Origin of the sequence: Lentzea albidocapillata (genome assembly GCF_000719115.1) — a bacterium.
In the GTDB taxonomy this organism is placed as follows: domain Bacteria; phylum Actinomycetota; class Actinomycetes; order Mycobacteriales; family Pseudonocardiaceae; genus Lentzea; species Lentzea albidocapillata.
Map to the genome: position 1 here is coordinate 1 of NZ_JOEA01000011.1, position 25,716 is coordinate 25,716.

The window sequence follows — 25,716 nt, forward strand, 5'->3', positions numbered from 1 at the left end:
GCGACCGGGCGGGTGGTCGCCTTGCGGGCGGCGAGCTTGCGGTTGCGTGCTTCCCCTGGGGGCGCTGCCCCCAGACCCCCGGCAATCTGATCAGGGGGTCCACGCCATCAGCGGGTTGATGGCACGCCTGTTGCGTTGGGCGGCTGCCTGTTGCGTAGCTGGGTGCGTTGACCCCACCGCCTGGCCCGCTCGGTAAGGACGGCTCGCCTTCGGCTTGGCGTGCGATCCGGACTCCAGCGGCTGGCTTGACCCTGGGTGTGATGCATCAGCCACTGAATTAGTTGGCCTAGCTAACTATCTCCAGATATAGTTGTATGTCATCAACTAATTACTGGAGGTGTGCCGGTTTGAGTCGGCCCTCGTCGCATCGGGAGATCCTCGAAGCACTGTCCGGGATCTGGGTGGCGTTGCTGGTCGCCATCCTCAGTTCCACCATCGTTTCGAACGCTCTTCCGACGATCCTCGCCGAGCTCAAGGGCACGCAGACGCAGTACACGTGGGTGATCACCGCGATGTTGCTCGCCTCGACGGCCAGTACGCCGTTGTGGGGGAAGCTTGCTGATCTTTTTGACAAGAAGAAGTTGTTGCAGGCGGCGATCGTGTTGTTCGTCGTCGGCTCTGTGCTGTGCGGGTTCAGTCAGAACATGGAGCAGCTCATCTCGTTCCGGGTCGTGCAGGGGCTCGGCATGGGTGGTGTGCAGGCGTTGGGGCAGGTTGTCGTCGGTGCGTTGCTCAGTCCGCGCGAGCGTGGGCGGTACAGCGGGTACACCGGGATGGTGATCTCCGCCGGGACCGTGGGTGGGCCCTTGGTCGGTGGGTTCCTCGTCGACTGGCCTGGGTGGCGGTGGTGTTTCTTCGTCTGCGTGCCGTTGGCGCTGGTGGCGTTGGCCGTGTTGCACAAGACGTTGCATCTGCCGGTCAAGAAGCAGCGGGTGAAGATCGACTACCTCGGTGCCACGCTGATCACCGGTGGGGTGAGCCTGGTGCTGATGTGGGTGTCGTTCGCGGGTAAGGACTTCGCCTGGGTCAGCCGGGAGAGCGCGCTGTTCGTCGGTGGGGCGTTGCTGGCGATCGTGGGGGCCTACTTCGTGGAGCGGCGGGCCAGTTCGCCTGTCATTCCGTTGCACCTGTTCAAGAATCGGACCGTGGTGCTGGCGATGCTCGGCGGCGTCGCGGTGGGTACGGCGATGTTCGGGGCCTCGGTGTTCATGGGGCAGTACTTCCAGATCGCGCGTGGGTTCTCGCCCACCAAGGCCGGGCTGTTGACGGTGCCGTTGGTGCTTGGGCTGAGCATCTCGTCCACGGTCAGCGGGCAGTTGATCGCCAAGAGCGGCAGGTGGAAGAGCTATCTGGTGTGGGGGTCGTTCTCGCTGGTCATCGGGCTGGCGTTGCTCGGGACGATCGACCACCGGACCAACCTCGTGCTGATGGGGGCCTACCTGGCGCTGGTCGGCGTCGGGGTGGGGCTGACCATGCAGAACCTCGTGCTGGCCGTGCAGAACGGGGTCGGGATGGCCGATCTCGGGGCGGCCAGTTCCACTGCCACGTTCCTGCGGTCGCTGGGCGGGACGGCCGGCGTCTCGGTGCTCGGGGCGGTGCTGGCTGCCTCCGTGAGCACCAAGACGCTCGACCCCGGCTCCCTCTCCCCCGTGGTGCGGGACTCCTATGGCGACGCGATGGGTCAGTTGTTCCTGATCGCCGCTGGGCTCGCGGTGTTCACGGTCATCGCTGTCCTGCTGATCAAGGAGCAGCCGTTGCGGGACTCGGTGGACGACGACGAGGTGGTCACTGAAACCGGTTCACCTGTGGATACTGACCAGCGGATTGTGGACAACTCGACGCTCGCTGTGGACAAGCAGTTGGTACTTTCGAGTGACAGCGATCAGGAGGTCGCGGCACGTTCGGCTGTGCTGCGTTCCACGCAGAACTCGTTGCCTTCCGGGTCGCGCATCGTGACCCAGCCGGTGCCGTCCGGCCTGCGCTGATCGTCGAAGATCGTTGCGCCGATGCCGACGAGGCGCTCCACCTCCTCGTCGCGGGTGCCGTCGGTCGGCTGCAGGTCGATGTGCAGGCGGTTCTTGAGTTCCTTGCCCTCGGGGACGTTGATGAAGAGGTAGCGGATTCCGCCGGGCAGGTGGATCAGGCACTCCGGGTCGCCGGGGTTGTCCTCCGGGTCCAGCGGCAGGCCCAGGACCTGGCCCCACCACGAGGCGATCTCGTAGGAGTCGCGGGCGTCGACGGTGACGTTGTGGATGATTGAGGTCATGGCGCTGATCTTCGCCCAACCCGCGCGAACGGCGGCCTGAATTTCGGGACGGACGTGTGATCTGGACCGAGTTCAAGGTTGAGCGGAACACGCTCAACTTTTCTGACGTTGTGCGGGATGATGGTCCATGCTTGAGGCTGACCACGAGGTGGAGGAATGGACGCTTTCAACCCGACGACCAAGACGCAGCAGGCTGTTTCCGCGGCGGTGCAGGCCGCGACGCTGAACGGGAACCCGGACGTGGGTTCCGTGCACCTGCTCAGTGCACTGCTGGCGCAGACGGACGGGTTGACCGCGCCGTTGCTGTCGGCGGTGGGTGCCGACCCGGCGCAGGTGCGCAAGGAGCTGGAGCAGCTCTCCCGCTCGTTGCCCAGCGCGTCCGGTTCCACCGTGTCCGCTCCGCAGTTCTCGCGTGACGCCGTGCGGGTGATCGGCAAGGCGCAGGAGCTCGCCACCGAGATGGGTGACGAGTACGTCTCGACCGAGCACCTGCTCGTCGGGCTGGCGCAGCACGGTGGCCAGGTGGCCGACCTGCTGCGGCGGCACGGTGCGACGCCCGACGCGCTGACCGAGGCCTTCGCGAAGGTGCGCGGGTCGGCGCGGGTGACGTCCGCTGATCCCGAGGGCACCTACAAGGCGCTGGAGAAGTACGGCGTCGACCTGACCGAACGTGCGCGCAAGGGCGAGCTCGACCCCGTGATCGGCCGTGACGCCGAGATCCGCCGGGTCGTGCAGGTGCTGTCGCGGCGCACCAAGAACAACCCAGTGCTGATCGGCGAGCCCGGCGTCGGCAAGACGGCGATCGTCGAGGGCCTGGCGCAGCGCGTCGTGGCCGGTGACGTGCCGGAGTCGTTGCGCGGCAAGAGGGTCGTTGCTCTCGACCTCGGCTCGATGGTCGCAGGCGCCAAGTACCGCGGTGAGTTCGAGGAGCGGCTCAAGGCCGTGCTGAAGGAGATCACCGACTCGGCCGGGCAGGTCATCACGTTCATCGACGAGCTGCACACCATCGTCGGTGCCGGCGCGACCGGTGAGTCGGCGATGGACGCCGGCAACATGATCAAGCCGATGCTCGCCCGCGGTGAGCTGCGCATGGTCGGTGCCACGACCCTGGACGAGTACCGCCAGCACATCGAGAAGGACGCCGCCCTGGAACGCCGCTTCCAGCAGGTGCTGGTCGGCGAACCGTCGGTCGAGGACACGGTCGGCATCCTGCGCGGCCTCAAGGAGCGTTACGAGGTGCACCACGGCGTGCGCATCACGGACGCCGCCCTCGTCGCCGCCTCGACGCTGTCCGACCGCTACATCACCGCGCGTTTCCTGCCGGACAAGGCCATCGACCTCGTCGACGAGGCCGCGTCCCGGCTGCGCATGGAGATCGACTCGCGGCCGGTCGAGATCGACACCGTCGAACGTGCCGTGCGGCGCCTCGAGATCGAGGAGATGGCGCTGGCCAAGGAGTCCGACCCGGCGTCGATCGAACGGCTGCACGCCCTGCGCGCCGAGCTCGCGGAGAAGCGCGAGGCACTGTCGGCGCTCACGGCCAGGTGGCAGAACGAGAAGAATTCCATCGACCGCGTGCGCGGCCTGAAGGAGCAGCTGGAGTCGTTGCGCGGCGAGTCCGAACGGGCCGAGCGCGACGGCGACCTCGGTCGTGCCGCCGAACTCCGCTACGGCCGGATTCCCCAGCTGGAGAAGGAACTCTCCGTCGCTGCGGAGTCCACACAGGACGCCGCGATGCTGAAGGAGGAGGTCGGCCCCGACGACGTCGCGGACGTGGTGGCGGCGTGGACCGGCATCCCGGCCGGCCGCCTGCTGGAGGGCGAGACCGCCAAGCTGCTGCGGATGGAGGACGAACTCGCCCGCCGGGTCGTCGGCCAGGCCGAGGCCGTGCGCGTCGTGTCGGACGCGGTGCGCAGGACGCGTGCCGGTGTTGCCGACCCGGACCGCCCGACCGGCTCGTTCCTGTTCCTCGGCCCCACCGGCGTCGGCAAGACCGAGCTCGCGAAGGCGCTGGCGGCGTTCCTGTTCGACGACGAGCGGGCGATGATCCGCATCGACATGAGCGAGTACTCCGAGAAGCACTCGGTGGCCCGCCTGGTCGGTGCGCCCCCCGGCTACGTCGGCTACGACCAGGGCGGCCAGCTCACCGAGTCGGTCCGCCGCCGCCCGTACTCGGTCGTGCTGCTCGACGAGGTCGAGAAGGCGCACCCGGACGTGTTCGACGTGCTGCTGCAGGTCCTGGACGACGGCCGCCTGACCGACGGTCAGGGCCGCACGGTCGACTTCCGCAACACGATCCTGGTGCTCACCTCGAACCTGGGCTCGCAGACCATCGTGAACCCGTCGCTGACCGAGCTGGAACGCAAGGACGCCGTGATGGCCGTGGTGCAACGGCACTTCAAGCCGGAGTTCCTGAACCGGCTGGACGACGTCGTCGTGTTCCACGCGCTCGCCACCGAGGAACTGACGTCCATTGTGGACATCCAGATCACTCGCCTGGCGGACCGGCTCGCCGCTCGTCGCTTGACGCTGGAGGTCACGGCGTCGGCACGCGACTGGCTGGCCCTGAACGGCTTCGACGCGATCTACGGGGCCCGGCCGCTGCGGCGGCTGGTGCAGTCGGCGATCGGTGACCAGCTCGCGAAGGAGTTGCTGGCCGGCGAGGTGCGGGACGGCGACACGGTGCGGGTCGACGTGCTGGACGACAACTCAGGGCTGATCGTGGGCCGCGAGGTCTGAGCTCGCCTCGTGGGTGGTTTCCGTCGTTATCGGGGCGGAAACCACCCACGACCTGTTTGACCAGGCGTTCGTGTGCTCGCGTGCGTCCAATCGGCACACACAGGTCACGACGCGCGGAAGTGATCTTCGTTCCTCGCCTCCGACCCACTAGGCTCTGGCTGTGGGCATACCGGCGTGGGTCTGGTTCACCGTCGCCGCGGTGGCGGGCGTGGCGGGGTTCGCCCTGCTCGCGACCGACCGGGCGCAACGAACCGCGCGTAATCGTGAACGGCGCCGTTGGGCTGCTCTGAGGGGCTGGCAGTTCGAGGAGACAGACCACGTGCTGCCGACCCGGTGGGAAGCCGGGGCCATCGCGTACTACGGCACGGGTCTCGCCCGTGACGTCGTCGCCGGCTCCACCTTCACCGCGGACGGCCGCAGGCAGGTCTACGTGCTCGATCACGAGACAGGCGGCAAGGTCAACTCGGTGCTGGTCGGCGTGCGCTGCCGCAGAGCGCTGTCGGTGGTGATCGAGCTGTGGCTGTCGACTGTGCCGTTCCAGCGCGACGACGACAAGAAGCCGATGCCCGACATGCTCGGGCCGGTGGGGTCGCGGTACGCGTTCGTCACGGACGTGCCGGCGGCTCGCAAGATCATCACACCGGACCTGATCGACGCCGCCGAGGAGATCGGGGGCGACGTCACGGTCGTCTGGATGGAGAACGACTGGGTGCTGGCCGCCGCGCCGCCGAACTCGTCGCCCGCGCGCCTCGAACGGCTGCTGCGCGACGTCGGTGAGCTCGCGGACGTCATCGACCCGTTCGACCCGGACCCGTCCGAGCGTGAGGAGCCGGTGGCCGAAGAGGACGAGGGTGGCGAGGTCTACCGCCCGTCCTTCGGCCGCAAGCAGCCCTGACGAAACCTCCGCCGAAGCCGCTGCCGAACATTCGGCAGCGGCTTTTTTGTTGCCCTCGTACGCGTGGGTCATGTGACGTTGGGTGATCAACAGGTTTATGTACCGCTTGTCGTGCCGCCTCAACCAGCACTGTTCCGGATCGCATCCAAAGTGATGTGAGCTACATCACACTTCGCTCCGTGTAAAACATCGGCGCGCGATTCAGATACTCCGTGCAGCAAGTCCGTCGTGTCCCCGAACCCCCGGAGGGAAGCACGATGTACGGAGGAAAGATTGTTCCGCCCGTAGCCGTGGCCGGTACGGCGTCCGTCGTGACGCTGGCCAACACGGGTGCGTCTGTTGGGTGGTTGCTGTTCGGCGGGGTGGCGATGGTCGTTTCCGGCCTCGCCCTGCGCCTGTTCGTGCTCCGTCGTCCGGCGAAGCCCGAAGCGTGATCATCGGCGGCCTTCGGCCCCGGCGACTTTCCGACTACCGTTCGGTGGCATGCCAACCGCACTGGTGACCGGATCGACCGTCGGGATCGGGGCCGCCTTCGCCCGCAGGCTCGCGGCTGAGGGATACGACCTCGTGCTGGTCGCGCGTACCGCGTCCGCACTCGAAGAACTCGCGAAGCAGCTGCACGAACGCCACGGCGTGAACGTGGACGTCCTGCCGGCCGACCTCAGCGACCACGACGACCGGCTGAAGGTCGAGCAGCGGCTGGCCGAGCAGCCCGTCGACCTGCTGGTCAACAACGCGGGCTTCGCGAACACCGGCGAGTTCTTCGCCGCGGACGTCGACAAGCTCCAGGCCCAGCTCGACGTCAACGTCGCCACGGTGCTGCGGCTGTCCAGGGCCGCCATCCCGGCGATGATCGCGCGCGGCAAGGGCGACGTGATCAACGTGTCCAGCGTCGCCAGCTTCCTGCCCGGCCGCGGCACCAGCTACAGCGCCGACAAGGCGTGGGTGACGACGTTCTCCGAGGGCATGTCGCTCGCGGCGGAGGGCACCGGCGTGCGGATCATGGCGCTGGCCCCCGGTTTCGTGCGGACCGAGTTCCACCAGCGGGCGAAGATCGACATGTCGAAGACGCCGAGCTGGCTCTACGTCGACGCCGACAAGCTCGTCCACGAGGCGCTGCGCGACCTGCGCCGGGGCAAGCCGCTGTCGATCCCCGGCCTGCAGTACAAGGCGATCGTGACCATCTCGAGGCTGCTGCCGCGGCCCCTCGTGCGCAGGATGGCGTCGCGGTTCGCGGGCGGCCGCGGTCGCACGTGATCGGAACCGTTCGGCCTAACGGTGCGTCGGAGCCGTCGTGAGCGAACAGTTCCATGTCGAGCCGGACGAGCTGCGCGGGTACAGCGAGCTGCTGGACCGCAACGCCCAGCACTTCCTGACCATCAAAGACCACGCCATCTCCAAGGGCGGTGACACCAGCGGGTTCACCGGCCTGCTGACCTTGCTGCATCCCGTCGTGACCGGCGTCGCGCGCCTCTACGGCGAGACGCTGGACTTCGCGAACAAGACGATGCTCAAGGACGCCGACGCGCTGCGGAAGACGGCCGACTCCTACGAGAAGGTCGATCTTCACGGCGTCCAGCTGATGAAGCAGGCCGGGGGTGGCCGATGACCACGGCATATGCGGACGTGCAGGACCCTTCGGCCGCGCTGAACGCCGCTGCGGAGAACCGTCCTGGCCGGCAGACCACCAAGGAGCTGATCGAGGCCGCCGGGTGGAAGCTGCAGGGCGTCAACTGGATCTACGAGAAGGTCACCGGCGAGAACCTGATCGAGTCGCTGATCAGCCCGCTGGTCGGCGACTTCGAGAAGATCGACGCCAACGCCAACGCGTGGGACCAGGTCGCCAAGGCGCTGGACGCCGTCCGGCACAACGTCGGTGACGGCGTCGGTCAGCTCAACCCGCACTGGAACGGCGGCGCCGCGCAGGCGTTCGAACGCCGCATGGACACCATGTGGGTCATCGCGATCGAGGCGGACTCCCAGGTCGCCCGGATCATCGGCAACAAGTTCCAGTCCATGGCGTCCGCGTGCCGGTCGGCCACGAAGATCGCCCTGTTCCTGCTCGACAAGCTCTGCACCATGCTGCTCGAGGCCGCGATGACCGCGGTGATCCCGGTCGTCGGCTGGGGCCGCGCGGTATGGATGGTCTACGACGCGATCCAGATCGTGGACGCGATCCGCAAGATCATCCAGTCGATCATGACGCTGATCGAGGGCGTCCAGGGCATGGTCGACGGCATCGTGGCGATGGGCACGGCGCTGATGAAGCTCAAGGACGTCAGGGACGTGAACGACGCGCTGGACGTCGTCGACGGCGTGCAGGACGGCAAGCAGAAGTACGACAACGGCGTGGCCGCCGCCAAGTCCGGCGCGATCGGCGTCGGCCTCGGTGCGTACGGCCTCGGCAAGGCCGGTTCCGCCGCCTCGGGCCGTTCCGGTTCCGCCCCTGCTCCCGCTCCGGCACCCACCGGCGGTGGTCAGCAGTGACGTTCCCCTACGACCAGGCACGGCTGCAGGCGCTGTTCTCCGAGGTGGACTCGCGGGTCGACGACCTGGGCAAGGTCGCGACGGCCGCCTCCCAGGTGCAGCGCCGGTCGCGCGGACTCTCCGAACAGGACCTCGCCGCGATCGAACGGTTCGCGAAGTCGCCGGGCGCGCCGAAGGAGCTCAAGGACCTCCAGCGGCGCGTCGACGCCGGCGAGATGTCGTGGGCCGACGTCGCCGCGGGCCGCGCGGTGAACGACCCCGGCGTGCAGCAGGCGCTCGCGGTCGGTGTTCCCGACCTCCAGCGCGCCTACCGCGCGATCGAGGAGGGCCAGGACATCGACGACATCATCGCCTCGGGTACTCCTGCTCCTCCGCCGCCGGACGACGAGGACGACGGTCCAAGCCACTTCCGCAAGGACGCCTGGTAGTCAGGCGGGCCAGTCCACACCGCCACTGCTGGTGTGGCGGGTCCCGGTGCCGCGAACGACGTCGAAGGCGACCGCGCAGGCGGTCGCCAGTGACCGCAGCGGCTCGGTGACCTGCGGGTTGATCTGGACGCGGTCCCGGCGGACGCGCTTGCCGTGACGCTTGGCACGCGCACCGGTCTCGATCCGCGCGATGTCGCCGAAGAAGCAGAGCTGCTGACCGTTCGCGTCGTGCAGCGACTGCTGCCACGCGCCGTGCGTCTTGATGGTCCCGATCAACTGGCCCTGAGGTGTGCTGACGTGCACGCCCGGCCGCCGGCCGAACCCCTTGCCGATGTGCATGATCGGCTGGCCGTGTGGCGCGACCACGTCGAGGTCGAACGTCGTCCAGCCGGAGAACCCGGTGTGCCGCAGCGGTCGTTGCAGGCCGGGGCCGGTGCGTTCGCTGACCACCGCGACCGGTGCGTCCTGCTCGTCGAACACCTCCACCCGGTAGTGCGGCCGGAACAACAGGCTCATCGCGGTCCACGGCTGTTCGACGTAGAGGGTGCTCACGGTGATGCAGCGTACGAGGCGTCAAGCGCGCGGGTGTGCGAAGCTTGCGACCCGTGCGAACTGAAGTGGTCTTGGACGCGAACGCTAAGTCAGAACTCGCTCGTCTCGTGAGCGAATTGGCCGTGGTGCACGGCAAGGTGACTCTCTCCAGCGGCAAGGAAGCCGACTACTACGTAGACCTGAGGCGGGCGACGCTGCATCACGCGGCGGCCCCGTTGATCGGCAGGCTGCTGCGGCAGCTCACGTCGGACTGGGACTTCGTCGCGGTCGGCGGCTTGACCCTCGGCGCGGATCCCGTCGCCTACGCGATGATGCATTCCGCTGGCGCCGACGGCGACGTGCTCGACGCGTTCGTCGTGCGCAAGGCGAACAAGGCGCATGGCTTGCAGCGCCAGATCGAGGGCATCGACGTGCGCGGGCAGCGGGTGCTCGCGGTCGAGGACACCTCCACCACAGGTGGTTCGGTGCTCACGGCCGTCAACGCGCTGCGCGAGCACGGTGCCGACGTGATCGGCGTCGCCACGGTCGTCGACCGCGGCACGGGCGCCAAGGAGGCCATCGAGGCCGAGGGCCTGCAGTACCGCTACCTGCTCGACCTGAACGACCTCGGGCTCGCCTGAGGTTTTATCGAGAGCGCTTCGAGCCACCCCGTCCTAGTAGTGCTTTGTTAGGTGGGATGTTCGGGTGGCTGTCGTGTGTGATCTTCTTGCGGGGTGACTCCGGAGGAGATGGCTCGGGTTCGGCCGGTGATCGAGGACTTCGCCGCGTCGATGTTCGGCGGGTTCGCGCGGCGTGATCAGCGGGCGAAGGGCGAGCTGTATCTGCGTGGGTTGATGCTGGATGGCAAGCGCAAGTCGATGCAGCCGATGGCGGCGCGGCTCGGGGTCGATCACCAGCAGTTGCAGCAGTTCGTGTCCACCTCGACGTGGGATCACTTCGAGGTGCGGCGACGCTTGGCGGTCTGGGCCGCCGGGTTCGTCGACCCGGACGCGCTGGTGATCGATGACACCGGGTTTCCCAAGGACGGCAAGGATTCTCCTGGTGTGGCACGCATGTATTGCGGTGCGCTGGGCAAGACCGGGAACTGCCAGGTCGGGGTGAGCGTGCACGCGGTCACCGACTGGGCCTCGGCCGCGATCGACTGGCGGCTGTTCCTGCCGGAATCGTGGGACGACGAGAAAACCGCCGACGAGCAGACCGCCGCGGAGATCCGGACGCGCCGGGCCCGCAGCCAGGTCCCGGACGAGGTGCGGCATCGGGAGAAGTGGCGCCTCGCGCTGGACATGCTCGACGAGGTCACCGGCGAATGGGGCCAGTCCAAGCGGCCGGTGGTGGCCGACGCCGGCTATGGCGATGCCACCGAGTTCCGGCTCGGCCTGACCGAACGCGGCCTGACCTATGTGCTGGCCGTCAGCCCGGCCGCGACCGCCCATCCCGCGCAGGCGGTACCGACGACCGCGGCCTGGGTCGGCAACGGCCGCCCACCCGGACCGCGCTACCAGGACAAACCTGTGGATCTCAAGACTCTGGCCATGAACGCCGGACGGTCAGCGGGCAAGTTCGTGGTCTGGCGCCACGGAACCAAGAAGACGCCAGGCAATCCCGCCGCGAGCATGCGGTCACGGTTCCTCGCCTTGCGGGTCCGGCCCGCCAACCGCAACATCCCCCGCGCCGCGGACGGGAGCCTGCCCGAGTGCTGGTTGCTGGCCGAGTGGCCGCCTGGCGCGGCCGAGCCCACCGACTACTGGCTCTCCACCCTGCCCGCGGACATCCGGCTGCGGGACCTGGTGCGGCTGGCCAAGATCCGCTGGCGCATCGAGCACGACTACCGCGAGCTCAAAGACGGCCTCGGCCTGGACCACTTCGAAGGCCGTTCCTGGCTTGGCTGGCACCGCCACGTCACCCTCGCCGCCGTCGCCCAAGCCATCTGCACCCAGCTCCGCCGCACCCCAAAAGCCCCTGCGCAGGCCTGACGCTCTACGCGGTCCTGCGCGAGCTCCAAGCCTTACTCGCGGTCTGGACAGGCGCCTGCCACACCTGCCGACAACCCGTCCAGACCCCAACACCCGACACAACAACACCCCAGGTCAGCAACACCTAACAAAGCACTACTAGTGGCGCGACCCGGAACGTCGGCGAGGTAATCCACGCTCAGCAGGGCACCTCGCGGCGCCGCCCCCACGCCCCCGTACAACCAGTACGAGAACGTCCGAAGCGGTCATGCTGCTGCACTTCGCCGTGCTGGCGTTCCTACTCGTGGGCGGGTTCCTCGCATGGCGGTGGCGCTGGGTGATCTACCCGCACCTCGCGATGGGGATGTGGGCCGTGCTGAGCCTCTCGACCCCGATCACCTGCCCGATCACCGTGTGGGAGAACCACTTCCGCGGGCTCGCGGGCATGCCGCTGCTCGAGACGGGGTTCATCGACCACTACATCGACGGCGTCTGGTACCCGGAGAGCGCGTCGATGCTGGTCCAGCTGGTGCTGGGGTCGATCGTGATCATCTCGTGGGTCGGCTTCTATGCTGGTCACCGTGCTGCTCGAAGGCTTTCACGCTGTTAAGCACGCGTTGCGCTTCGGCGCCGGCGTGCACCCGTTGATCACGACGGACCTCGCCGCCGCGATCAGCCTCGCCGAGACGCACGCACCTGATCTGCGCGAGCGGTTCGAGGCCGCCACCGAGGTCGACCAGAACCAATTCAAGCTCAGGGTCGGCCGTACGCACCCGACGGGCGTGGCCGGGTTCGCGGAGAAGCCGGACCTGCCGTTCGACCGGGGCGCTCCGGTCGTCCTGCTCGACAACCCGCGCAACCTCGGCAACTTCGGTGCCGCCATCCGGGTGGCCGCCGGCCTCGGCGCGGGCGGCGTGATCTCCATCGGTGACGTCGATCCGTGGCACCCCAACGTGCTGCGCGGATCCGCCGGGCTGCACTTCGCGCTGCCGGTCGCCAAGGTCGAGAGCCTCGACTTCGCCGGTGAGCTGATCGCGTTCGACGCGGACGGTGACCTGCTGAAAGGGCCGATCCCGGACGACGCCGTGCTGGCGTTCGGCTCGGAACGCCACGGGCTCTCGGCAGAGGTCCGGGAGAAGGCCGCGAGGATCGTCCGGCTGCCCATGCGCGAGAAGGTCAGCAGTTACAACCTCACAACTTCTGTGGCCATGGGCCTCTACCACTGGGTGATTCATCGAGCTTCTTGACCGGTCAAGCACGCACGATGACCAGGTGGTGATCGCGAAACTGCTGGCGGCACGCGCGGGTGTCGCGGAGCGCGCGGTGTACTCCAGGCACCTTCGGCGGGTCTGGGGTGTGCCGGGCACGCTTCTCGGGGCGCGGGCGTGGCCCCCGCTCTTCAAGGACAAGATCCACATCAGCTTCAACTACTGGTGGCAGGCGCACCTGCTGGACAACATGATCGACGGCTACCTGCGCTCGCCCAACGAGCTGCGCAAGATGGCGATCGCGAAGGTCGTGCGAGGCATCAGGGTGCGCAACATCCTCGGCTGGACCAACGACTTCTACGACGACATCGCGTGGCTCGGCCTCGCCCTGCAGCGCGCCCAGCACGAGGTCGGCATCGCGAAGCCCAAGGCGCTCGACGCGATCGCCGAACGGCTGCGGGAGGCTTGGACCGACCACGCCGGCGGCGGCATCTGGTGGAAGCGCAACGACGACTTCAAGAACGTTCCCGCGAACGGCCCGGCCGCGATCTTCCTGGCGCGCCAGAACGAACGTGCCGACCTCGCGCGCGCACGGTCCATCGTGGACTGGGTCGAGGAGCACCTCGTCGATCCGGGGAACGGCCTCGCGTGGGACGGCCTGCACGTCCACCCCAACGGCGAGATCCGCGAGTACGAGAAGAACATCTACACGTACTGCCAAGGAGTTCTCATCGGCGCGTGCGTCGAGCTCGCCCAGCACGGCCAGCAGGACAAGTGGCTCGACAAGGCCGCACGCACGATCACTGCCGTGCACGACGACCTCGCCACCAACGGCGTGATCCGGGGCCAGGGCGACGGCGACGGCGGCCTGTTCGCGGGCATCCTCGTCCGCTACCTGGCCCAGGCCGCGCTGATCATTCCCGACCTCGATCCCGACCGGCACGAGACCGCGGACCTGGCCAGGGAACTCGTCGTCCAGTCGGCGGAAGCGGCGTGGAACAACCGGGTGATGGCGGTGAGCGGGCCGTTGTTCGGTCCGGAGTGGACTGTCCCGGCAGTGGAGAAGGAAGGCCGCGACCTGTCCGTCCAGCTCGGTGGCTGGATGTGCCTGGAAGCGGCCGCCCTGCTCGAACGGCGCGGTCTGGACGTCGCTACGGCTTGAGCCAGCCCAGCAACGCCTTGGCGTCCTCGCGGAACTGCTCCGGCGAGTCGTCCAGCACGAACTCCAGCAGCGCGTTGCGCTCGATGCCGTCGCGCGCGAGCTCGGTCAGCACCGGCTTCCACAGGTCACGGCGTTCGGCGAGCGGGAACCGTTCTTTGAAACCACCGGGACCCCACGAGAAGACGTGCGCCGTCACCGGTTCCAGCGTCCGCACCTCGTGCATGGCCGAGAACACGTCCTGCCCGCCGCGCGGCTGCCAGTACGACACCACGCCGTCGACCTCGTCCAGCAACCGCACGGTCGAGTCGAGGGTGTCCGTCAGCGTGTTCCGGTGGTACTCCAGCGCGATCTTCGTACCCATCGCCTCGGCGTGTTCGACGGCGTGTTGCAACGCCTCGATCACCGGCGCCCGGTCAGGACACTCCTCCGAGCCGGACGTACCCGCCCAGACCCGCACGAACGGCGCGTCCAGTTCTGCCGCGGTCTCCAGGATCGGCGCCAGGTCGGCCCGGTCCGAGACGCCCGCGCGGTAGTACGACCCGTACGCGGCCACCTTCAGGCCGGTGTCCAGCGCCCGCCGCGCCGCCGCGAAGTCGCCGGGCGGCACGTGCACGTCGCCGCCCCACTCGACGGCCTGCAGCCCGCACTCCGTCGCCAGCGCGCCGATCTCGGAGACCGTGAGCTGCCGGAACGTCACCGAGACCAGTCCGGGGATCAGCATCCGCAGGACTGCCTGTGCCTGAGGGAGGGCGCGAGCCGGATGGTCTCCGGCGGCCTCTGCGGGTCGGCGATGCGGGAGAGCAACAGTTTCACCGCGGTCCGTCCGATCTCCTCGACCGGCTGGGCCAGCGTGGTGAGAGGCGGTTCGATCAGGGTGGCCCACTCGACCTCGTCGTAGGCGACGACGGCCAGATCGGTGCCGAGTTTCAGGCCGCGGGCCCGTGCCTCGTGCAGCATGCCGACCGTGACGAGGTGGTCCGCCGCGACGACGGCCGTGGCCGGGTCGTCCTGGTCGAGCAGCGGCGCGAGCCAGCCGCTCTGCGAGACCAGCGCCTCGTCCCACTTCAGGCCCGCGCGGCCGAGGCCGAGGCGGTAGCCGAGGATGCGTTCCTCGGTCGTCGCCACGCCCACCTGGCCGCAGACGATGCCGATCCGGCGGTGCCCGAGCTCCGCGAGGTGCTTGACCAGACCAGACGTGGCCTGCACGTTCTCCGGCCCGACCTGGTCGATGTCCTTGGCCACGGTCAGCCGGTCTACCAGCACCGTGGGGATGTTCAGTTTCTTGAGCTCCGGCAGCACGAGGCTTCCCCCGGCGCCGGCCGATGGTGTGAGCAGCAGCCCGTCGACTCTTCGCGAGCGCAGCATTCTGACCGCGGTCTGCTCGGATTCGGGGGTGTCCCTCGTGTCGATCAGCACGAGCGAATAGCCGTTGCGAGTCGCCTCGGACTCGATGGCGGCGATCAGCTCGGCGAAATACGGGTGCGAGACCAGTGACACGGCCAGGCCGAGCGACTTCGTGCCGCCCATGACCAGCGATCGCGCGATGGCGTCGCCCGTGTAGCCGGTCTCGTCGATCGCCTTCTGGACGCGCTCGCGCGTGTCCCCGGCGACCGGCCTCGTCTCGTTGATCACGTGTGACACCGTGGTGATGGAGACCCCCGCGAGAGCCGCGACATCCCGCATGGTGACCATGACCTGGGACCCTACCCGTTTGGAGGAAGCCCAGATGGCAGCCGTGCTGTGTGTCGGGCTCACAACTCTCGACGTGACCCAGCGGGTGGACGAGTTCCCGGATCCCGGGCAGAAGATCCGCTCGCTCGGCGCCGTGCTGTCGCCCGGAGGTCCGGCCGCCAACGCGGCCCGTGCGGTCGCGGCACTGGGCGGGAGGGCCGCGTTGCTCACCTCACTGGGTGCCGACGCATTGGGTGAATTCGTCAGGGCCTCCTTGGACCCGGTCCAAGTGATCGCTGTGCCGGGCACGACGCCCGTGAGCATGGTCGTCGTCAGAGACGCTGATGGGGAGCGCACGGTCGTTTCCCGCAACGCGTCGGTGCCGGTGACAGCGCCGGATTTGACCGATCTTCTCGCCGCCGCGGACGTGGTGCTCTTGGACGGACACCATGAAGGCCTGGCGATTCCCGTCGCGAGGCGGGCGAAAGCCGCGGGATTGCCTGTGGTGCTGGACGCCGGGAGCTGGAAACCTGTCCTCGATCACCTGTTGCCGCTGGTGGACGTGGCCGCCTGCTCTGCCGGGTTCGAGCGGTCCGAGGCCGAGGTGCACTCCTACGGGGTGCCGCTGGTCATTCGCACGCACGGTGCGAAGCCGGTCACCTGGTCGCGGAACGGCTCGGCCGGAGAGCTGCCCGTCCCCGCGGTGGCGGTGAACGACACGAACGGTGCCGGCGACGTCTGGCACGGCGCGTACGCCTACGCGCTGGCGTCAGGCGCGGACCCGGTGGGTGCCATCGGCTTCGCGTCGGAGGCGGCCGCCGTTCGCGTCGGTGCGGTCGGGGACTGGGTTGAGGAGCTGGCGCGGTGGCAGGACAGCAGGTCAGGTTCGACGAGCTGCTAGAACGGGCTCGGGTACTCACCGATCAGGGTGAGCGCAAGATTCTCGGGATCGGCGGCGCACCCGGTTCCGGCAAGTCGACACTCGCGCGGAGGCTCGTCGAGGCGCTCGACGGCCAGGCCGTCCTCGTCGAGATGGACGGCTTCCACCTCGCGCAGAGCGAGCTCGAACGGCTGCGGCTGGTCGAACGCAAGGGCGCGCCCGACACGTTCGACATCCCCGGCTACGTGGACCTGCTCGGCCGGATCAAGGCCTGCGGCCCGGACATGATCTACGCGCCGGAGTTCCGCCGCGAGATCGAGGAACCGATCGCCTGCGCGGTGCCGGTGCACCCGGACGTCCCGCTGGTCGTCACCGAGGGCAACTACCTGCTGCTCAACTACGACAAGTGGAAGCGCGTCCGGATCATCCTGGACGAGGCGTGGTTCCTGTTCATCGACGAGGACGTGCGCGTGCAGCGCCTGATCGACCGCCACCTGCGGTACGGGCGCACCTTGTCGGAGGCGGAGGAACGGGTGCTGCACGGCACGGACCACGTCAACGCGCTGATGGTGAACTCGTCCAAGGGAGCAGCGGACCTGCTGATCACCGAGGTGCTCTAGTCACCCGCGAACTGCCGCGAGCATCTGGTCGTAGAGCGCGTACGGATCAGCGTCGCCGCCGCGGCGAACCCACAGCTCGGACGCGGCGTCCACGCACGCGAAAACCGTGGCGATGACGGCCACGGCGCGCGGATCAGGTTCTTCGGTGGACTCGATGGCCATCCGTCGCTCGATGACGGGCACCAGCGAGCGCTGCCACTTCAAGCGTTTTTCGAGGTAGCGGGCATGAAGCGGGGAACTGGTGAAGATCAGCGTGTTGATCTCCAGCACGCGTCGCGGGGAACAGCCCGCCGAGGCGATGGCGACGAACCCCGCCTTGAGCGCGTCCCAGGACGTCACCTCGGGCGGCTGGGCCTCGACGCTGGCGCGGAGCAGTTCGCCCAGGTTGTCCTGGTCACCGCAGACGATGTCCTCCTTGCTGCCGAAGTAGCGGAAGAGGGACCGCGGGGAGACTCCGGCCCTGGAGGCGATCTCGGCCATCGTCGTGGCCTCGTACCCCTTCTCGGCGAACAGGGCGAGGGCGGTGTCGACGATCTCCGCCACGACCGCCTGACGCGACCTGTCCCACAACGTCGCGGACTTCGGCTCCACTGACCGTCAGCCCGACTGGGGGTGGCTGATGTGCGCCAGGTCGTCGCTCGTCTCGTCGATCGGCTTCGCCATCTCCTGGCGGTAGCGCCAGATGCCCCAGCCGGTGCCGCCGAGGAAGAACCCGATGCTGACGACGATCGCCGCCGTCTCGAGCCACGGCAACTGCTGGAGGATGCCCGCGCCGTAGTAGCCGGCCAGCACCAGCGTCGGCACCCACGCGATGGCACCGATGGTCGTGGCCAGCGTGAACCGCCTGAGGTCCATCCGCGCGGCACCGGCGATCATGGGTGCCAGCGTGCGGATCCACGGGATCCAGCGGGCGAGGACGATGGCCCAGAACCCGCGGCGGTCGAGGAAGTCGCCCGCGCGTTTCAGGTTCTGCCGGTTCAGCACCTTGCCGCCCTTGCGGGCGAGCACGCGCGTGCCGGTACCTCGGCCGATGAAGTACCCGACCTGGTTGCCGACGACGGCGATGATCAGAGCCGCGAGGGACAGCAGCCATGCCGACAACTCACTGTTGTGCGTCGCCAGCACCACACCGGCCGCGAACAGCAGTGAGTCACCGGGCAGGAAGAGCCCGAAGATGAATGCGCACTCGACGAAGATGAAGCTCAGCACGATGATCCAGACGGCCACCGGACCCGCGGTCTCCAGCGAGGCGAAAGCATGCGCCACGGTGAGCCAGCCTACGTCGTGCTGCGCCGGCGGCGCGGCGACATCGGGTCGACGGGTCGGCGAAATCTGGATTGAGCACGCTGGGTCACTGCGTGAACTCCCTTCTCCTGGAATCACCTTCGAGTGAACCAGTCGAATCGGGCTAGCGTGGCGGTTCGGCAGATTGCCCGTGAATTCGCGGTCAGACGGATGTCTCGTGGTGCCGCCCCCGCATCCTCGTACTGGATGTACGGGGGTGCGGGGGCGGTGCCGCGAGGCGTCCTGCTGAGCGTGAATTCACCGCCAATGTGCCGAGCCGCCCCGCTAGCGTGGAGATATGGAGAGCTTGCTCGCTGAACTCCGCGCCGCAGTGGGTGACTCAGGCGTCCTGACCGATGCCGACGTCACCGCGAGCTACCAGCGCGACATGATGCCGCTGGCACCGCACGGCAGTCCGCTGGCGGTGGTGTTCCCGCTGAACACCGAGCAGGTCCAGGCGGTGGTGAGGGCCTGCGCGAGCCACCGGGTCCCGATCGTCCCGCGTGGCGCGGGCAGCGGTCTCTCCGGCGCCGCGAACGCCATCGAGGGCTGCGTCGTCCTGGTCACGACCAAGATGGACGCGATCGTCGAGATCGACGCCGACAACCGCCTCGCCGTCGTCGAGCCGGGCGTGGTCAACCTCGACCTGCGCGGCGCCGTGGAGAAGCACGGCCTGTTCTACCCGCCGGACCCGAGCAGCTACGACTGGTGCACGATCGGCGGCAACCTCTCCACCAACGCCGGCGGCCTGTGCTGCGTGAAGTACGGCGTGACCACCGACTCGGTGCTCGGCCTGGAGGTCGTGCTGGCCGACGGCGAGGTGTTGCGCACGGGCCGCCGCACGGTCAAGGGCGTGGCGGGCTACGACCTCACCAAGCTCTTCATCGGTTCCGAGGGCACGCTCGGCGTGATCACCAAGGCCACCCTGGCGCTGAAGCCCCTCCCGCAGGCCCCTGCCACGCTGGTCGCCGCGTTCAGCAGCACCGCCACGGCGGGTGCCGCGGTCAGCCGGATCGTCCGCGAGGGCCTGGTGCCGTCGCTGATGGAGATCATGGACCGCACCTCGATCGAGGCCGTCGAGCAGTACCTGAAGACCGAACTGGGCGCCGGGCCGGGCTGTGCGGCGTTGCTGATCTGCCAGTCCGACGCGGGCGGCGAGCAGGCGCGTCACGAACTGCGGAAGATCGAGGAGATCTGCCTGGAGGCCGATCTCGTCTACGCGACCCACGACGTCAACGAGGGCCGCGACCTGCTGACCGCGCGCCGGGCCGTGCTGACCGCGCTGGAGATCTACGGCTCGTGGCTGACGGACGACGTGTGCGTGCCCCGCACCCGCATCGCCGAACTCATCCAGGGCTGCGAGGACATCTCGAAGGAGGTGGGCCTCAAGATCGCCGTCGTCGGCCACGCCGGCGACGGCAACATGCACCCGACGATCGTCTACGACCCCACCGACGCCGACCAGTTCGCCCGCGCCCAGAAGGCGTTCGACGACATCCTCGCGGTCGGGCTCGCGCTGGGCGGCACGGTGACCGGCGAACACGGCATCGGCAAGATCAAGCGCGAGTGGCTGGCGAAGGAGATCGGGCCGGTCGGCCTCCGGGTCCACCGCGAGATCAAACGCGCGCTGGACCCGGAGAACCTGTTCAACCCCGGCTCGATGTTCTAGTGCCGGTCACGGCACTAGTCAGCAGCACGTCCGCTGAACAGTGGGAAACGGCTCCTGAGCTGCCTTTTCCACATCGGCGAGCATCTGCCGCCGAACGTCGGGACCGAGCACCCGGCCCCGCGTCAGCACGGTGTGGATCCGCTGCGTGTTGCGGATGTCGGACAGCGGATTGCCGTCCAGCACAACGAGGTTCGCGGCCTCGCCGGGCTTGACCGCGGCGCCGCGCGTGCCCGCCTTCAACGCCGCCTTGGGCGACAGGCCCGCCTCGACCAGCAGCTCCAGTTCGTCGTGCACCGAGAAGCCGGAGAACGAGTACGGGTTGCCCGCGTCCGTGCCGAGTAGGATCTCGACGCCGTGTGCGTGCATCTCGGCGACCTGTTCCTGGCGGCGCCGGAAGAACTCGGCCTGCTGCCGGATCTCCTGCGGTGTCACCGGAACCCACCGCGTCAGGCTGTCGCGCCACAGGTCCCGGTAGAACGCCGGCATGTACTTCATCCGCGGATCGTTCGCGAACCGGTCCGCGGGGCTCGCATACACCCGCATCGCGACCATCGTCGGGCACAACGCGGAGTTGTTGCGCTGCAACCGCTTCGCCAGCTGCAGTGCCTTGCTCCGGCTGTGCGAGAGGGTTGCCTGCCGTTCGAACTCCAGCACCTGCCTGAACCACGCGAACGGGTCCGCCGGGTCGAGCGGCAGGTCCGCGATCGCCTGGCGCAGCTGGGTTTCCCGCGTGCTGGTGGCGAGCGGCAGGCCGTACATGTGCTCGAACGTGCGCTGTCCCAGGTCACTCGCGTCGCCCAGCGGCACGTGGTTCGAGCAGTGCCCGGCGAACGTGATGGCCTGCCGGGAACACTCGTCGGCGATGGCCGCGAGCGTCGGGCGATCCAGGTACGAGTAGACCTTCACGAAGTCCGCACCCTTCGCGTCCCGCACGGCCTGCCGGCCCTCGTCGGGCGTGCTGACGATCACCGCGCCGGGCAGCGCCGAGTGCGGTCCGTCGATGATCATGCTGCCGACGACCAGCCGGGGCCCGAACACCTCGCCGCGCTCGATCCGGTCGCGCAGTTCGTAGATGGGCGGGAAGCCCCACATCTCACGGATGCCCGTCACGCCGTTGACCAGGCACAGCGGCAACGTGATCCGATCCATGAACGCGCCGTGCACGTGCATGTCCCACAGGCCGGGGATGACGAACTTGCCGGCGAGATCGAGCACCGTGGAACCGCGCGGCAACGGCAGGTCGCACGAGCCGACGGCGAGAATCCTGTTGTCCGCCAGCACGATGGTCGCGTCGGGCCGGACGCCGGACGAGTCGATGAGCGTCACGCCGCGCACCGCGGTGACGCCGACCGAAGCTTGAGCCCGGCCCGGCAGCAGGCCCGCACCCGCTGCCGCACCGAGTCCGGCCAGCCATCCCAGCACTTCACGTCGAGTGGTGTCAGTCATGCCGTTCAACCAACACCTTGACGTAGCGTGAGACTCAAATCCTTTCGAGCACCGCGCGTCGGTCTAACGCGACATGGCCTTCAGCAGCGAGTGCTGGGCGTCGTCGTGCCCGAGCTCCCACATGAACGTGCCGAGCAGGCCGCGAGAGCGAGCGAAGTCCGCGCGGATCCCGATCGACCGCGGGTTCTCGTACGACACGAACTTCTTTTCCGCCGCGTTGTACAGCCACGGCGACAGCGCGACCGGGTGCCAGTACTCCTTCCAGCCCGGGGTCGCCTTCAGCTTCAGGGCCTCCTCGTAGCCGTCGACCCAGAACGCGCTGTCGTAGGCCTGGTAGAGGCCGTGCTGCGAGCCTTCCGTCTTCACGTTGAAGCCACGGCCGTAGAACGGGGTGCCCAGCACCATCTTGCGCGGCGAGACGCCGTGCCGTTCGTAGTAGTTGATGGCGCCGACGACGTTGTTCCACTTGCGGTCGGCGGCGGGCATCGGGTCGTTGGCGACTTCACGGAACCCGGCGTTGAACGTGGCCACGGGCGAGAAACCGGTGCCCAGGTCGTAGGTCATGACGTTGATGAAGTCCATGATCCGCGACAGCTCGCGCAGCTCGAACGACTTCGCCGGGTCGTACGGGCCGTCGGTCTGCAGCCGGCCGGCGGGCAGCGCGGCGGTGACGAGCTTCTTCGTGCCCAGCGCCTTGCGGAAGTCGCGCGTCAGCAGCGTCATGTTGCGCTTGTCCTCGGGACGGTCCGTGATCTCGGCCGGGCCGCCGTAGACCGGGAACTCCCAGTCGATGTCGATGCCGTCGAACGTGCCGTCGCGGAAGAACAGGTCCACACAGGACTGGACGAGCGTCCTGCGCGAGCCGGCGGTCAGTGCGGCGTCGGAGAAGCCGCCCGCGCCCCAGCCGCCCAGCGAGATCAGCGCCTTCAGCGACGGCTTGCGCTTCTTCAGGTCGCGGATGTCCGTGAAGTCCTTGGCCGCGGTCTGCGCCGGCATCGTGCACTTGCCGTTCTCGATCACGGAGAACGCGTAGAACAGGTGCGTGATCGGCGTGTTCGAGGGGATGGCCGAGATCGGCTTCGAGCCGCTGTACCAGTTGCCGTAGTAGGCGCCGACGATCTTGTGCGCACGACCGGCCTCGGCAGGGGCGACCACGCCGAGTGAGACGGAAAGTGTGGCGAGGGCGACCGCTAATCCCTTGCGCAACAACGGCATCGTCAGCCTCCACGCTAGTGGTTTAGACCAAATCAACCTAGGGGGTGATGCCCGTTCCGGGCAAGCGAAAGGCCCGCCTGTCGGAACAGGCGGGCCTCGCTGTGTCCGGTTCTCCGGCGTGTCAGCGCTCCGTGCGGGGGATGATCTGCGTCGAGTCGTCCTGCAGATGTGCCTGCATGACCTGGGTGATGTCGTCCGCCTCTTCCTGCACGAGCGACTTCTTCTCCTTGCGCGCCTTGATCACCTCGATGATGATCGGCACGATCGACAGGAAGACGATGGCGAGCAGCGTGATCTCGAGGTTCTCCTTGATGAAGGAGACCTGGCCGAGGAAGTAGCCCAGGATCGTCAGACCCGCGGCCCAAGCCACGCCGCCGATCGCGGAGTACGTGAAGTACTTCTTCGGGTCCATCTTGCCGACGCCGGCCATGGCTGTGATGAACGTGCGGACGATCGGCACGAACCTGGCCATGACGATGGCGCGAGCGCCGTACTTGTCGAAGAACTCCTGCGTCTTGTCGACGTACTCCTTCTTGAAGATCTTCGACTCAGGCTTGCTGAACAGCGCGGGACCGGCCTTCTGGCCGATGTAGTAGCCGACGACGTTGCCGACGAACGCGCACACCGTCAGCAGCACGCAGACGAGCCAGAGCGGGGTGTCGATGGTGCCTGCCGCGACGAAGAGACCCGCCGTGAACAGCAGCGAGTCGCCGGGCAGGAAGAAACCGACGAGGAGCCCGCACTCCGCGAAGATGATGAGGCACAACCCGATGAGCATGTACGGGCCGAGCCCGTTCAGCAGAACGGTGGGGTCCAGCCAGTCAGGGCCCAATGCAATCGTCACGGCGACAACGGTACAGGTCAGCTCAGGGTGATCACTGCGGCCACCGCGCCCGCAGCCAGGCCCAACAACAACGCGAGACCCAGGATCCACCACACCGGCATAGGCGAGGGGGGTTCGTCGGCGATTGGGACATGCGCGACAAATCCGGCATTCGTGCTGGTCGCCTGCGCTCGCAACGCGTCGGTCACCAGTCGTTCCGGATCGTCCGCCATGCACCTATTCCTTGACCCACTCGCCCCTGACCATCACGTCCCTCGGCTTCAATTCTGCATCCAGGACGACGATGTCCGCCGCACAACCCGCCTGAAGTTTGCCGGTGTCGAGGCCGAGGAGTTCGGCGCCACGGGTCGACGTCGCGTAGACGGCCTCCATGAGCGTCAGCCCGCAGGAGTTCACGGCGTTGCGGAACGCCACGTCCATGGTGAGCGTGCTGCCGGCCAGCGCGGCGCCGCCTGCCAACGTTGGCACCCCGTCGACGACGCGCACTTCGAGCCCGCCGACGTCGTACACGCCGTCGCCGACACCGGCGGCCGCGATGGCGTCGGTGATCAGGATCGTGCGATTGCGGCCCGCGTGCCGTGCGGCGAGGCGGACCGCGGTCGGGTGCAGGTGCACCAGGTCGCAGATGAGCTCGACGGTCACGCGGTCGTCGTCCAGTAGCGCGCCGATCGGGCCGGGCTCGCGGTGGTGCAGCGGGCGCATGCCGTTGAACAGGTGCGTCGCCACGGAGGCGCCGGCGTCGACGGCGGGCCTGACCTGCGCCTCGGTCGCGTCGGTGTGGCCGATGGCGGCGAGGACGTTGTTGTCCACGAGCTGGCGCACGGCCTGGACCGCGCCCTCCAGTTCGGGTGCGATGGTGATCATGCGGACGGTGCCCTTGCCCGCGTCGAGCAGCTTCGTCACCGAGGTCTGTTCCGGCGGGCACAGGATCGCCGGGTCGTGCGCGCCGCAGCGTGCGGCGGACAGGAACGGGCCCTCCAGGTGGATGCCCGCGACCACACCCTCCTGGGTCAGCTCGGCCAGCGCGGACACCTGGTCGGCGAGTTCCGGCACCGGACGCGAGACCAACGAGGCCAGCAACGTCGTGGTGCCGTGCCTGCGGTGCGCCGACGCGGCCTTGCGGACCTTCGCCGGATCGCTGTTGGTGAACGCGTCACCGCCACCACCGTGGCAGTGGATGTCCACGAATCCGGGCACGATCGTGCAACCACTGACGTCGGTCACCGGGCCCTCGGGTGCCACACCCTCACCGACCGCGGCGATCCTGCCGTCGCGAACGCTCACCCACCCGTTCTCGAGCACTCCACCAGGCGTGACGACCCGACCCCCGGTCAGAATCACGTCGACCGGTCCACCCCACGTGCTCATCACGCCTCCAGCGTGTCGATGGCCAGCAGCGCCGCGCCGAGGAATCCCGCCTCGTCGCCGAGCGCCGCGAGCCGAAGCTCCGGTCGGCGCTGGAAGGCGATCAGCCCGTCCAGCCTTTCCCGCAAGGGATCCACCAGCAGGTCTCCTGCCAGTGCGAGCCCACCGCCGAGCACAACGGCCTCCGGGCCGAGCAGCGTCGCCAGCACCAGGATCCCCCTGGCGAGCGCATCTACGGCCTCGTGCCACACGGCGACGGCGTCCTGCTCCCCGTCCCTCACCCTGAGTGCGACCTCAGCGGCGCCCTTGACGGGGGTGCCGGTACGTGCGGTGTACCGGCGGGCGATCGCCGCGGAGGACGCCATCGTCTCCACGCAGCCGATCTGGCCACAGGCGCAGGGCACGCCGTGGCCGACGTTCACATGGCCGATCTCACCGGCGAAGCCCTCGCCGCTGTAGATCCTGCCGTCCAGCAGCAGCGCGCCGGCGATCCCGGTGCCGATCGGCATGATCACCGCGTTGCGCAGGTCCTTGGCGGCGCCCATGCGGCATTCGGCCAGGCCCGCCGCGCGCACGTCGTGGCCGAACGCGACGGGGACGCCGAGCCGTTCGGTCATGACCGCGCTGAACGGGAACTGGCTCCACGGCAGGTTCGTCGTGTAGACGCCGACGCCGTTGGCCTCGTCCACGATGCCCGGCGCCACGATCCCCACGGCGTCGATCTCGTGCTCGGAAGCGTTGCTGAGCTCGTCGACGAGTTCGGCGATGACGTCGAGGAGGGGCGCCAGCTCACCGGGAGTCGCCCGGCGCGCGTGCTTCTCTGCCGCCACCGACTCGGAGGTGCCGGAGACGAGCGCCGCCTTGGTTTCGGTGCCACCGATGTCAACGGCGACCACGTGTCTGCGTGCCACGGGAACTGATCCTGCGGCATGGGAGGCCTATTGGTCTATACCAAGTACCGATTTGGGCGCGTGGTCTTACTGACTGAAACCGCCCGCATCGGGCAAAACGGCCTCAGCCGGCTAAACGGTGA

Annotated in this window: 28 protein-coding genes; 16 read left to right on the forward strand and 12 right to left on the reverse strand. The window is 68.2% G+C overall.

Features of this window, described 5'->3' with window-relative positions:
* The first annotated feature begins 347 nt into the window (after positions 1-347).
* Positions 348-1,985 carry an MDR family MFS transporter gene (locus tag IG04_RS0117475; protein ID WP_051770107.1) on the forward strand — a complete coding sequence of 546 codons (1,638 nt, stop codon included), beginning with the start codon at positions 348-350 and terminating at the stop codon, positions 1,983-1,985.
* On the opposite strand, the gene IG04_RS0117480 is transcribed toward IG04_RS0117475, so the two are convergent.
* Complete coding sequence (locus IG04_RS0117480; protein ID WP_030477723.1) at positions 1,883-2,266, reverse strand: VOC family protein; 384 nt, start codon at positions 2,264-2,266, stop codon at positions 1,883-1,885. The two genes, IG04_RS0117475 and IG04_RS0117480, sit on opposite strands and share 103 nt — an antisense overlap.
* A 156-nt stretch (positions 2,267-2,422) precedes the next feature.
* Between IG04_RS0117480 and clpB the strand changes: the two genes are divergently transcribed.
* The 7 genes from clpB to IG04_RS0117515 all read left to right on the forward strand — a co-directional run bounded on the left by clpB (position 2,423) and on the right by IG04_RS0117515 (position 8,815).
* Positions 2,423-5,005, forward strand: coding sequence for an ATP-dependent chaperone ClpB (gene clpB, locus IG04_RS0117485; protein ID WP_030477724.1), 2,583 nt, complete (start codon positions 2,423-2,425; stop codon positions 5,003-5,005).
* 160 nt (positions 5,006-5,165) lie between these two features.
* Complete coding sequence (locus IG04_RS0117490; protein ID WP_030477725.1) at positions 5,166-5,900, forward strand: type III secretion system chaperone family protein; 735 nt, start codon at positions 5,166-5,168, stop codon at positions 5,898-5,900.
* 257 nt (positions 5,901-6,157) lie between these two features.
* On the forward strand, positions 6,158-6,334 hold the full coding sequence (locus IG04_RS46530) for an LPXTG cell wall anchor domain-containing protein (protein ID WP_144065411.1): 177 nt from the start codon (positions 6,158-6,160) through the stop codon (positions 6,332-6,334).
* A gap of 49 nt (positions 6,335-6,383) precedes the next feature.
* Positions 6,384-7,157, forward strand: a complete 774-nt coding sequence (locus tag IG04_RS0117500) for an SDR family NAD(P)-dependent oxidoreductase (RefSeq protein ID WP_030477726.1) — start codon at positions 6,384-6,386, stop codon at positions 7,155-7,157.
* 37 nt (positions 7,158-7,194) lie between these two features.
* Positions 7,195-7,509 (forward strand): hypothetical protein, encoded by a 315-nt coding sequence (locus tag IG04_RS0117505; protein WP_030477727.1) that lies wholly within the window; start codon positions 7,195-7,197, stop codon positions 7,507-7,509.
* On the forward strand, positions 7,506-8,387 hold the full coding sequence (locus IG04_RS0117510) for a WXG100 family type VII secretion target (protein WP_030477728.1): 882 nt from the start codon (positions 7,506-7,508) through the stop codon (positions 8,385-8,387). The genes IG04_RS0117505 and IG04_RS0117510 overlap by 4 nt, the downstream gene beginning before the upstream one ends.
* The gene (locus tag IG04_RS0117515; RefSeq protein ID WP_030477729.1) at positions 8,384-8,815 is read left to right on the forward strand and encodes a hypothetical protein; all 432 of its coding nucleotides are present in this window, start codon (positions 8,384-8,386) and stop codon (positions 8,813-8,815) included. Before IG04_RS0117510 ends, IG04_RS0117515 begins: the two co-directional genes overlap by 4 nt.
* Here IG04_RS0117515 and IG04_RS0117520 read toward each other — a convergent pair whose 3' ends face one another.
* Positions 8,816-9,367: an LURP-one-related/scramblase family protein gene (locus IG04_RS0117520; RefSeq protein ID WP_051770109.1), complete on the reverse strand. Its 552-nt coding sequence runs from the start codon at positions 9,365-9,367 to the stop codon at positions 8,816-8,818.
* Between the two features lie 65 nt (positions 9,368-9,432).
* On the opposite strand from IG04_RS0117520, the gene pyrE reads away from it, so the two are divergent.
* The 5 genes from pyrE to IG04_RS0117545 all read left to right on the forward strand — a co-directional run bounded on the left by pyrE (position 9,433) and on the right by IG04_RS0117545 (position 13,689).
* Complete coding sequence (gene pyrE, locus IG04_RS0117525) at positions 9,433-9,987, forward strand: orotate phosphoribosyltransferase (RefSeq protein WP_030477731.1); 555 nt, start codon at positions 9,433-9,435, stop codon at positions 9,985-9,987.
* A gap of 93 nt (positions 9,988-10,080) precedes the next feature.
* Complete coding sequence (locus IG04_RS0117530; protein WP_420843973.1) at positions 10,081-11,340, forward strand: IS701 family transposase; 1,260 nt, start codon at positions 10,081-10,083, stop codon at positions 11,338-11,340.
* A 247-nt stretch (positions 11,341-11,587) separates the two neighbouring features.
* Entirely contained in the window at positions 11,588-11,929 is a 342-nt protein-coding gene (locus IG04_RS0117535) for a DUF2784 domain-containing protein (protein WP_030477733.1), read from the forward strand.
* Positions 11,889-12,566 carry a TrmH family RNA methyltransferase gene (locus IG04_RS0117540; RefSeq protein WP_030477734.1) on the forward strand — a complete coding sequence of 226 codons (678 nt, stop codon included), beginning with the start codon at positions 11,889-11,891 and terminating at the stop codon, positions 12,564-12,566. Before IG04_RS0117535 ends, IG04_RS0117540 begins: the two co-directional genes overlap by 41 nt.
* A 25-nt stretch (positions 12,567-12,591) precedes the next feature.
* Complete coding sequence (locus tag IG04_RS0117545; RefSeq protein WP_144065410.1) at positions 12,592-13,689, forward strand: glycoside hydrolase family 76 protein; 1,098 nt, start codon at positions 12,592-12,594, stop codon at positions 13,687-13,689.
* Here the strand turns inward: IG04_RS0117545 and IG04_RS0117550 are convergent.
* Both IG04_RS0117550 and IG04_RS0117555 read right to left on the reverse strand, forming a co-directional pair.
* Positions 13,679-14,410 (reverse strand): sugar phosphate isomerase/epimerase family protein, encoded by a 732-nt coding sequence (locus IG04_RS0117550; protein ID WP_030477736.1) that lies wholly within the window; start codon positions 14,408-14,410, stop codon positions 13,679-13,681. The genes IG04_RS0117545 and IG04_RS0117550 overlap by 11 nt on opposite strands.
* Complete coding sequence (locus tag IG04_RS0117555) at positions 14,404-15,381, reverse strand: LacI family DNA-binding transcriptional regulator (protein WP_030477737.1); 978 nt, start codon at positions 15,379-15,381, stop codon at positions 14,404-14,406. The genes IG04_RS0117550 and IG04_RS0117555 overlap by 7 nt, the downstream gene beginning before the upstream one ends.
* 34 nt (positions 15,382-15,415) lie before the next feature.
* On the opposite strand from IG04_RS0117555, the gene IG04_RS0117560 reads away from it, so the two are divergent.
* Entirely contained in the window at positions 15,416-16,261 is an 846-nt protein-coding gene (locus IG04_RS0117560) for a PfkB family carbohydrate kinase (RefSeq protein ID WP_030477738.1), read from the forward strand.
* Positions 16,225-16,860: a nucleoside/nucleotide kinase family protein gene (locus IG04_RS0117565; RefSeq protein ID WP_030477739.1), complete on the forward strand. Its 636-nt coding sequence runs from the start codon at positions 16,225-16,227 to the stop codon at positions 16,858-16,860. Before IG04_RS0117560 ends, IG04_RS0117565 begins: the two co-directional genes overlap by 37 nt.
* Here IG04_RS0117565 and IG04_RS0117570 read toward each other — a convergent pair whose 3' ends face one another.
* Both IG04_RS0117570 and IG04_RS0117575 read right to left on the reverse strand, forming a co-directional pair.
* The gene (locus IG04_RS0117570) at positions 16,861-17,451 is read right to left on the reverse strand and encodes a TetR/AcrR family transcriptional regulator (protein ID WP_030477740.1); all 591 of its coding nucleotides are present in this window, start codon (positions 17,449-17,451) and stop codon (positions 16,861-16,863) included. It lies immediately after the preceding gene.
* Between the two features lie 6 nt (positions 17,452-17,457).
* Positions 17,458-18,126: a DedA family protein gene (locus tag IG04_RS0117575; RefSeq protein WP_030477741.1), complete on the reverse strand. Its 669-nt coding sequence runs from the start codon at positions 18,124-18,126 to the stop codon at positions 17,458-17,460.
* A 316-nt stretch (positions 18,127-18,442) separates the two neighbouring features.
* Here IG04_RS0117575 and IG04_RS0117580 point away from each other — a divergent pair, with 316 nt between their 5' ends.
* Positions 18,443-19,813, forward strand: a complete 1,371-nt coding sequence (locus IG04_RS0117580) for an FAD-binding oxidoreductase (protein WP_030477742.1) — start codon at positions 18,443-18,445, stop codon at positions 19,811-19,813.
* A gap of 18 nt (positions 19,814-19,831) precedes the next feature.
* Here IG04_RS0117580 and IG04_RS0117585 read toward each other — a convergent pair whose 3' ends face one another.
* The 6 genes from IG04_RS0117585 to IG04_RS0117605 form a co-directional block, all read right to left on the reverse strand.
* Positions 19,832-21,259, reverse strand: coding sequence for an amidohydrolase family protein (locus IG04_RS0117585; protein ID WP_030477743.1), 1,428 nt, complete (start codon positions 21,257-21,259; stop codon positions 19,832-19,834).
* 63 nt (positions 21,260-21,322) lie between these two features.
* Positions 21,323-22,474, reverse strand: a complete 1,152-nt coding sequence (locus IG04_RS0117590; protein WP_144065409.1) for a glycoside hydrolase family 18 protein — start codon at positions 22,472-22,474, stop codon at positions 21,323-21,325.
* 121 nt (positions 22,475-22,595) lie between these two features.
* A complete protein-coding gene (locus IG04_RS0117595) occupies positions 22,596-23,318 on the reverse strand; it encodes a DedA family protein (protein ID WP_245816306.1) in 723 nt (240 codons plus the stop codon).
* A gap of 17 nt (positions 23,319-23,335) precedes the next feature.
* Positions 23,336-23,530, reverse strand: a complete 195-nt coding sequence (locus IG04_RS44745) for a hypothetical protein (RefSeq protein WP_063758283.1) — start codon at positions 23,528-23,530, stop codon at positions 23,336-23,338.
* Positions 23,531-23,534: 4 nt separating this feature from the next.
* The gene (nagA, locus tag IG04_RS0117600) at positions 23,535-24,686 is read right to left on the reverse strand and encodes an N-acetylglucosamine-6-phosphate deacetylase (RefSeq protein WP_030477746.1); all 1,152 of its coding nucleotides are present in this window, start codon (positions 24,684-24,686) and stop codon (positions 23,535-23,537) included.
* Entirely contained in the window at positions 24,686-25,594 is a 909-nt protein-coding gene (locus tag IG04_RS0117605; protein WP_051770113.1) for an ROK family protein, read from the reverse strand. Before IG04_RS0117605 ends, nagA begins: the two co-directional genes overlap by 1 nt.
* Positions 25,595-25,716: the final 122 nt, after the last annotated feature.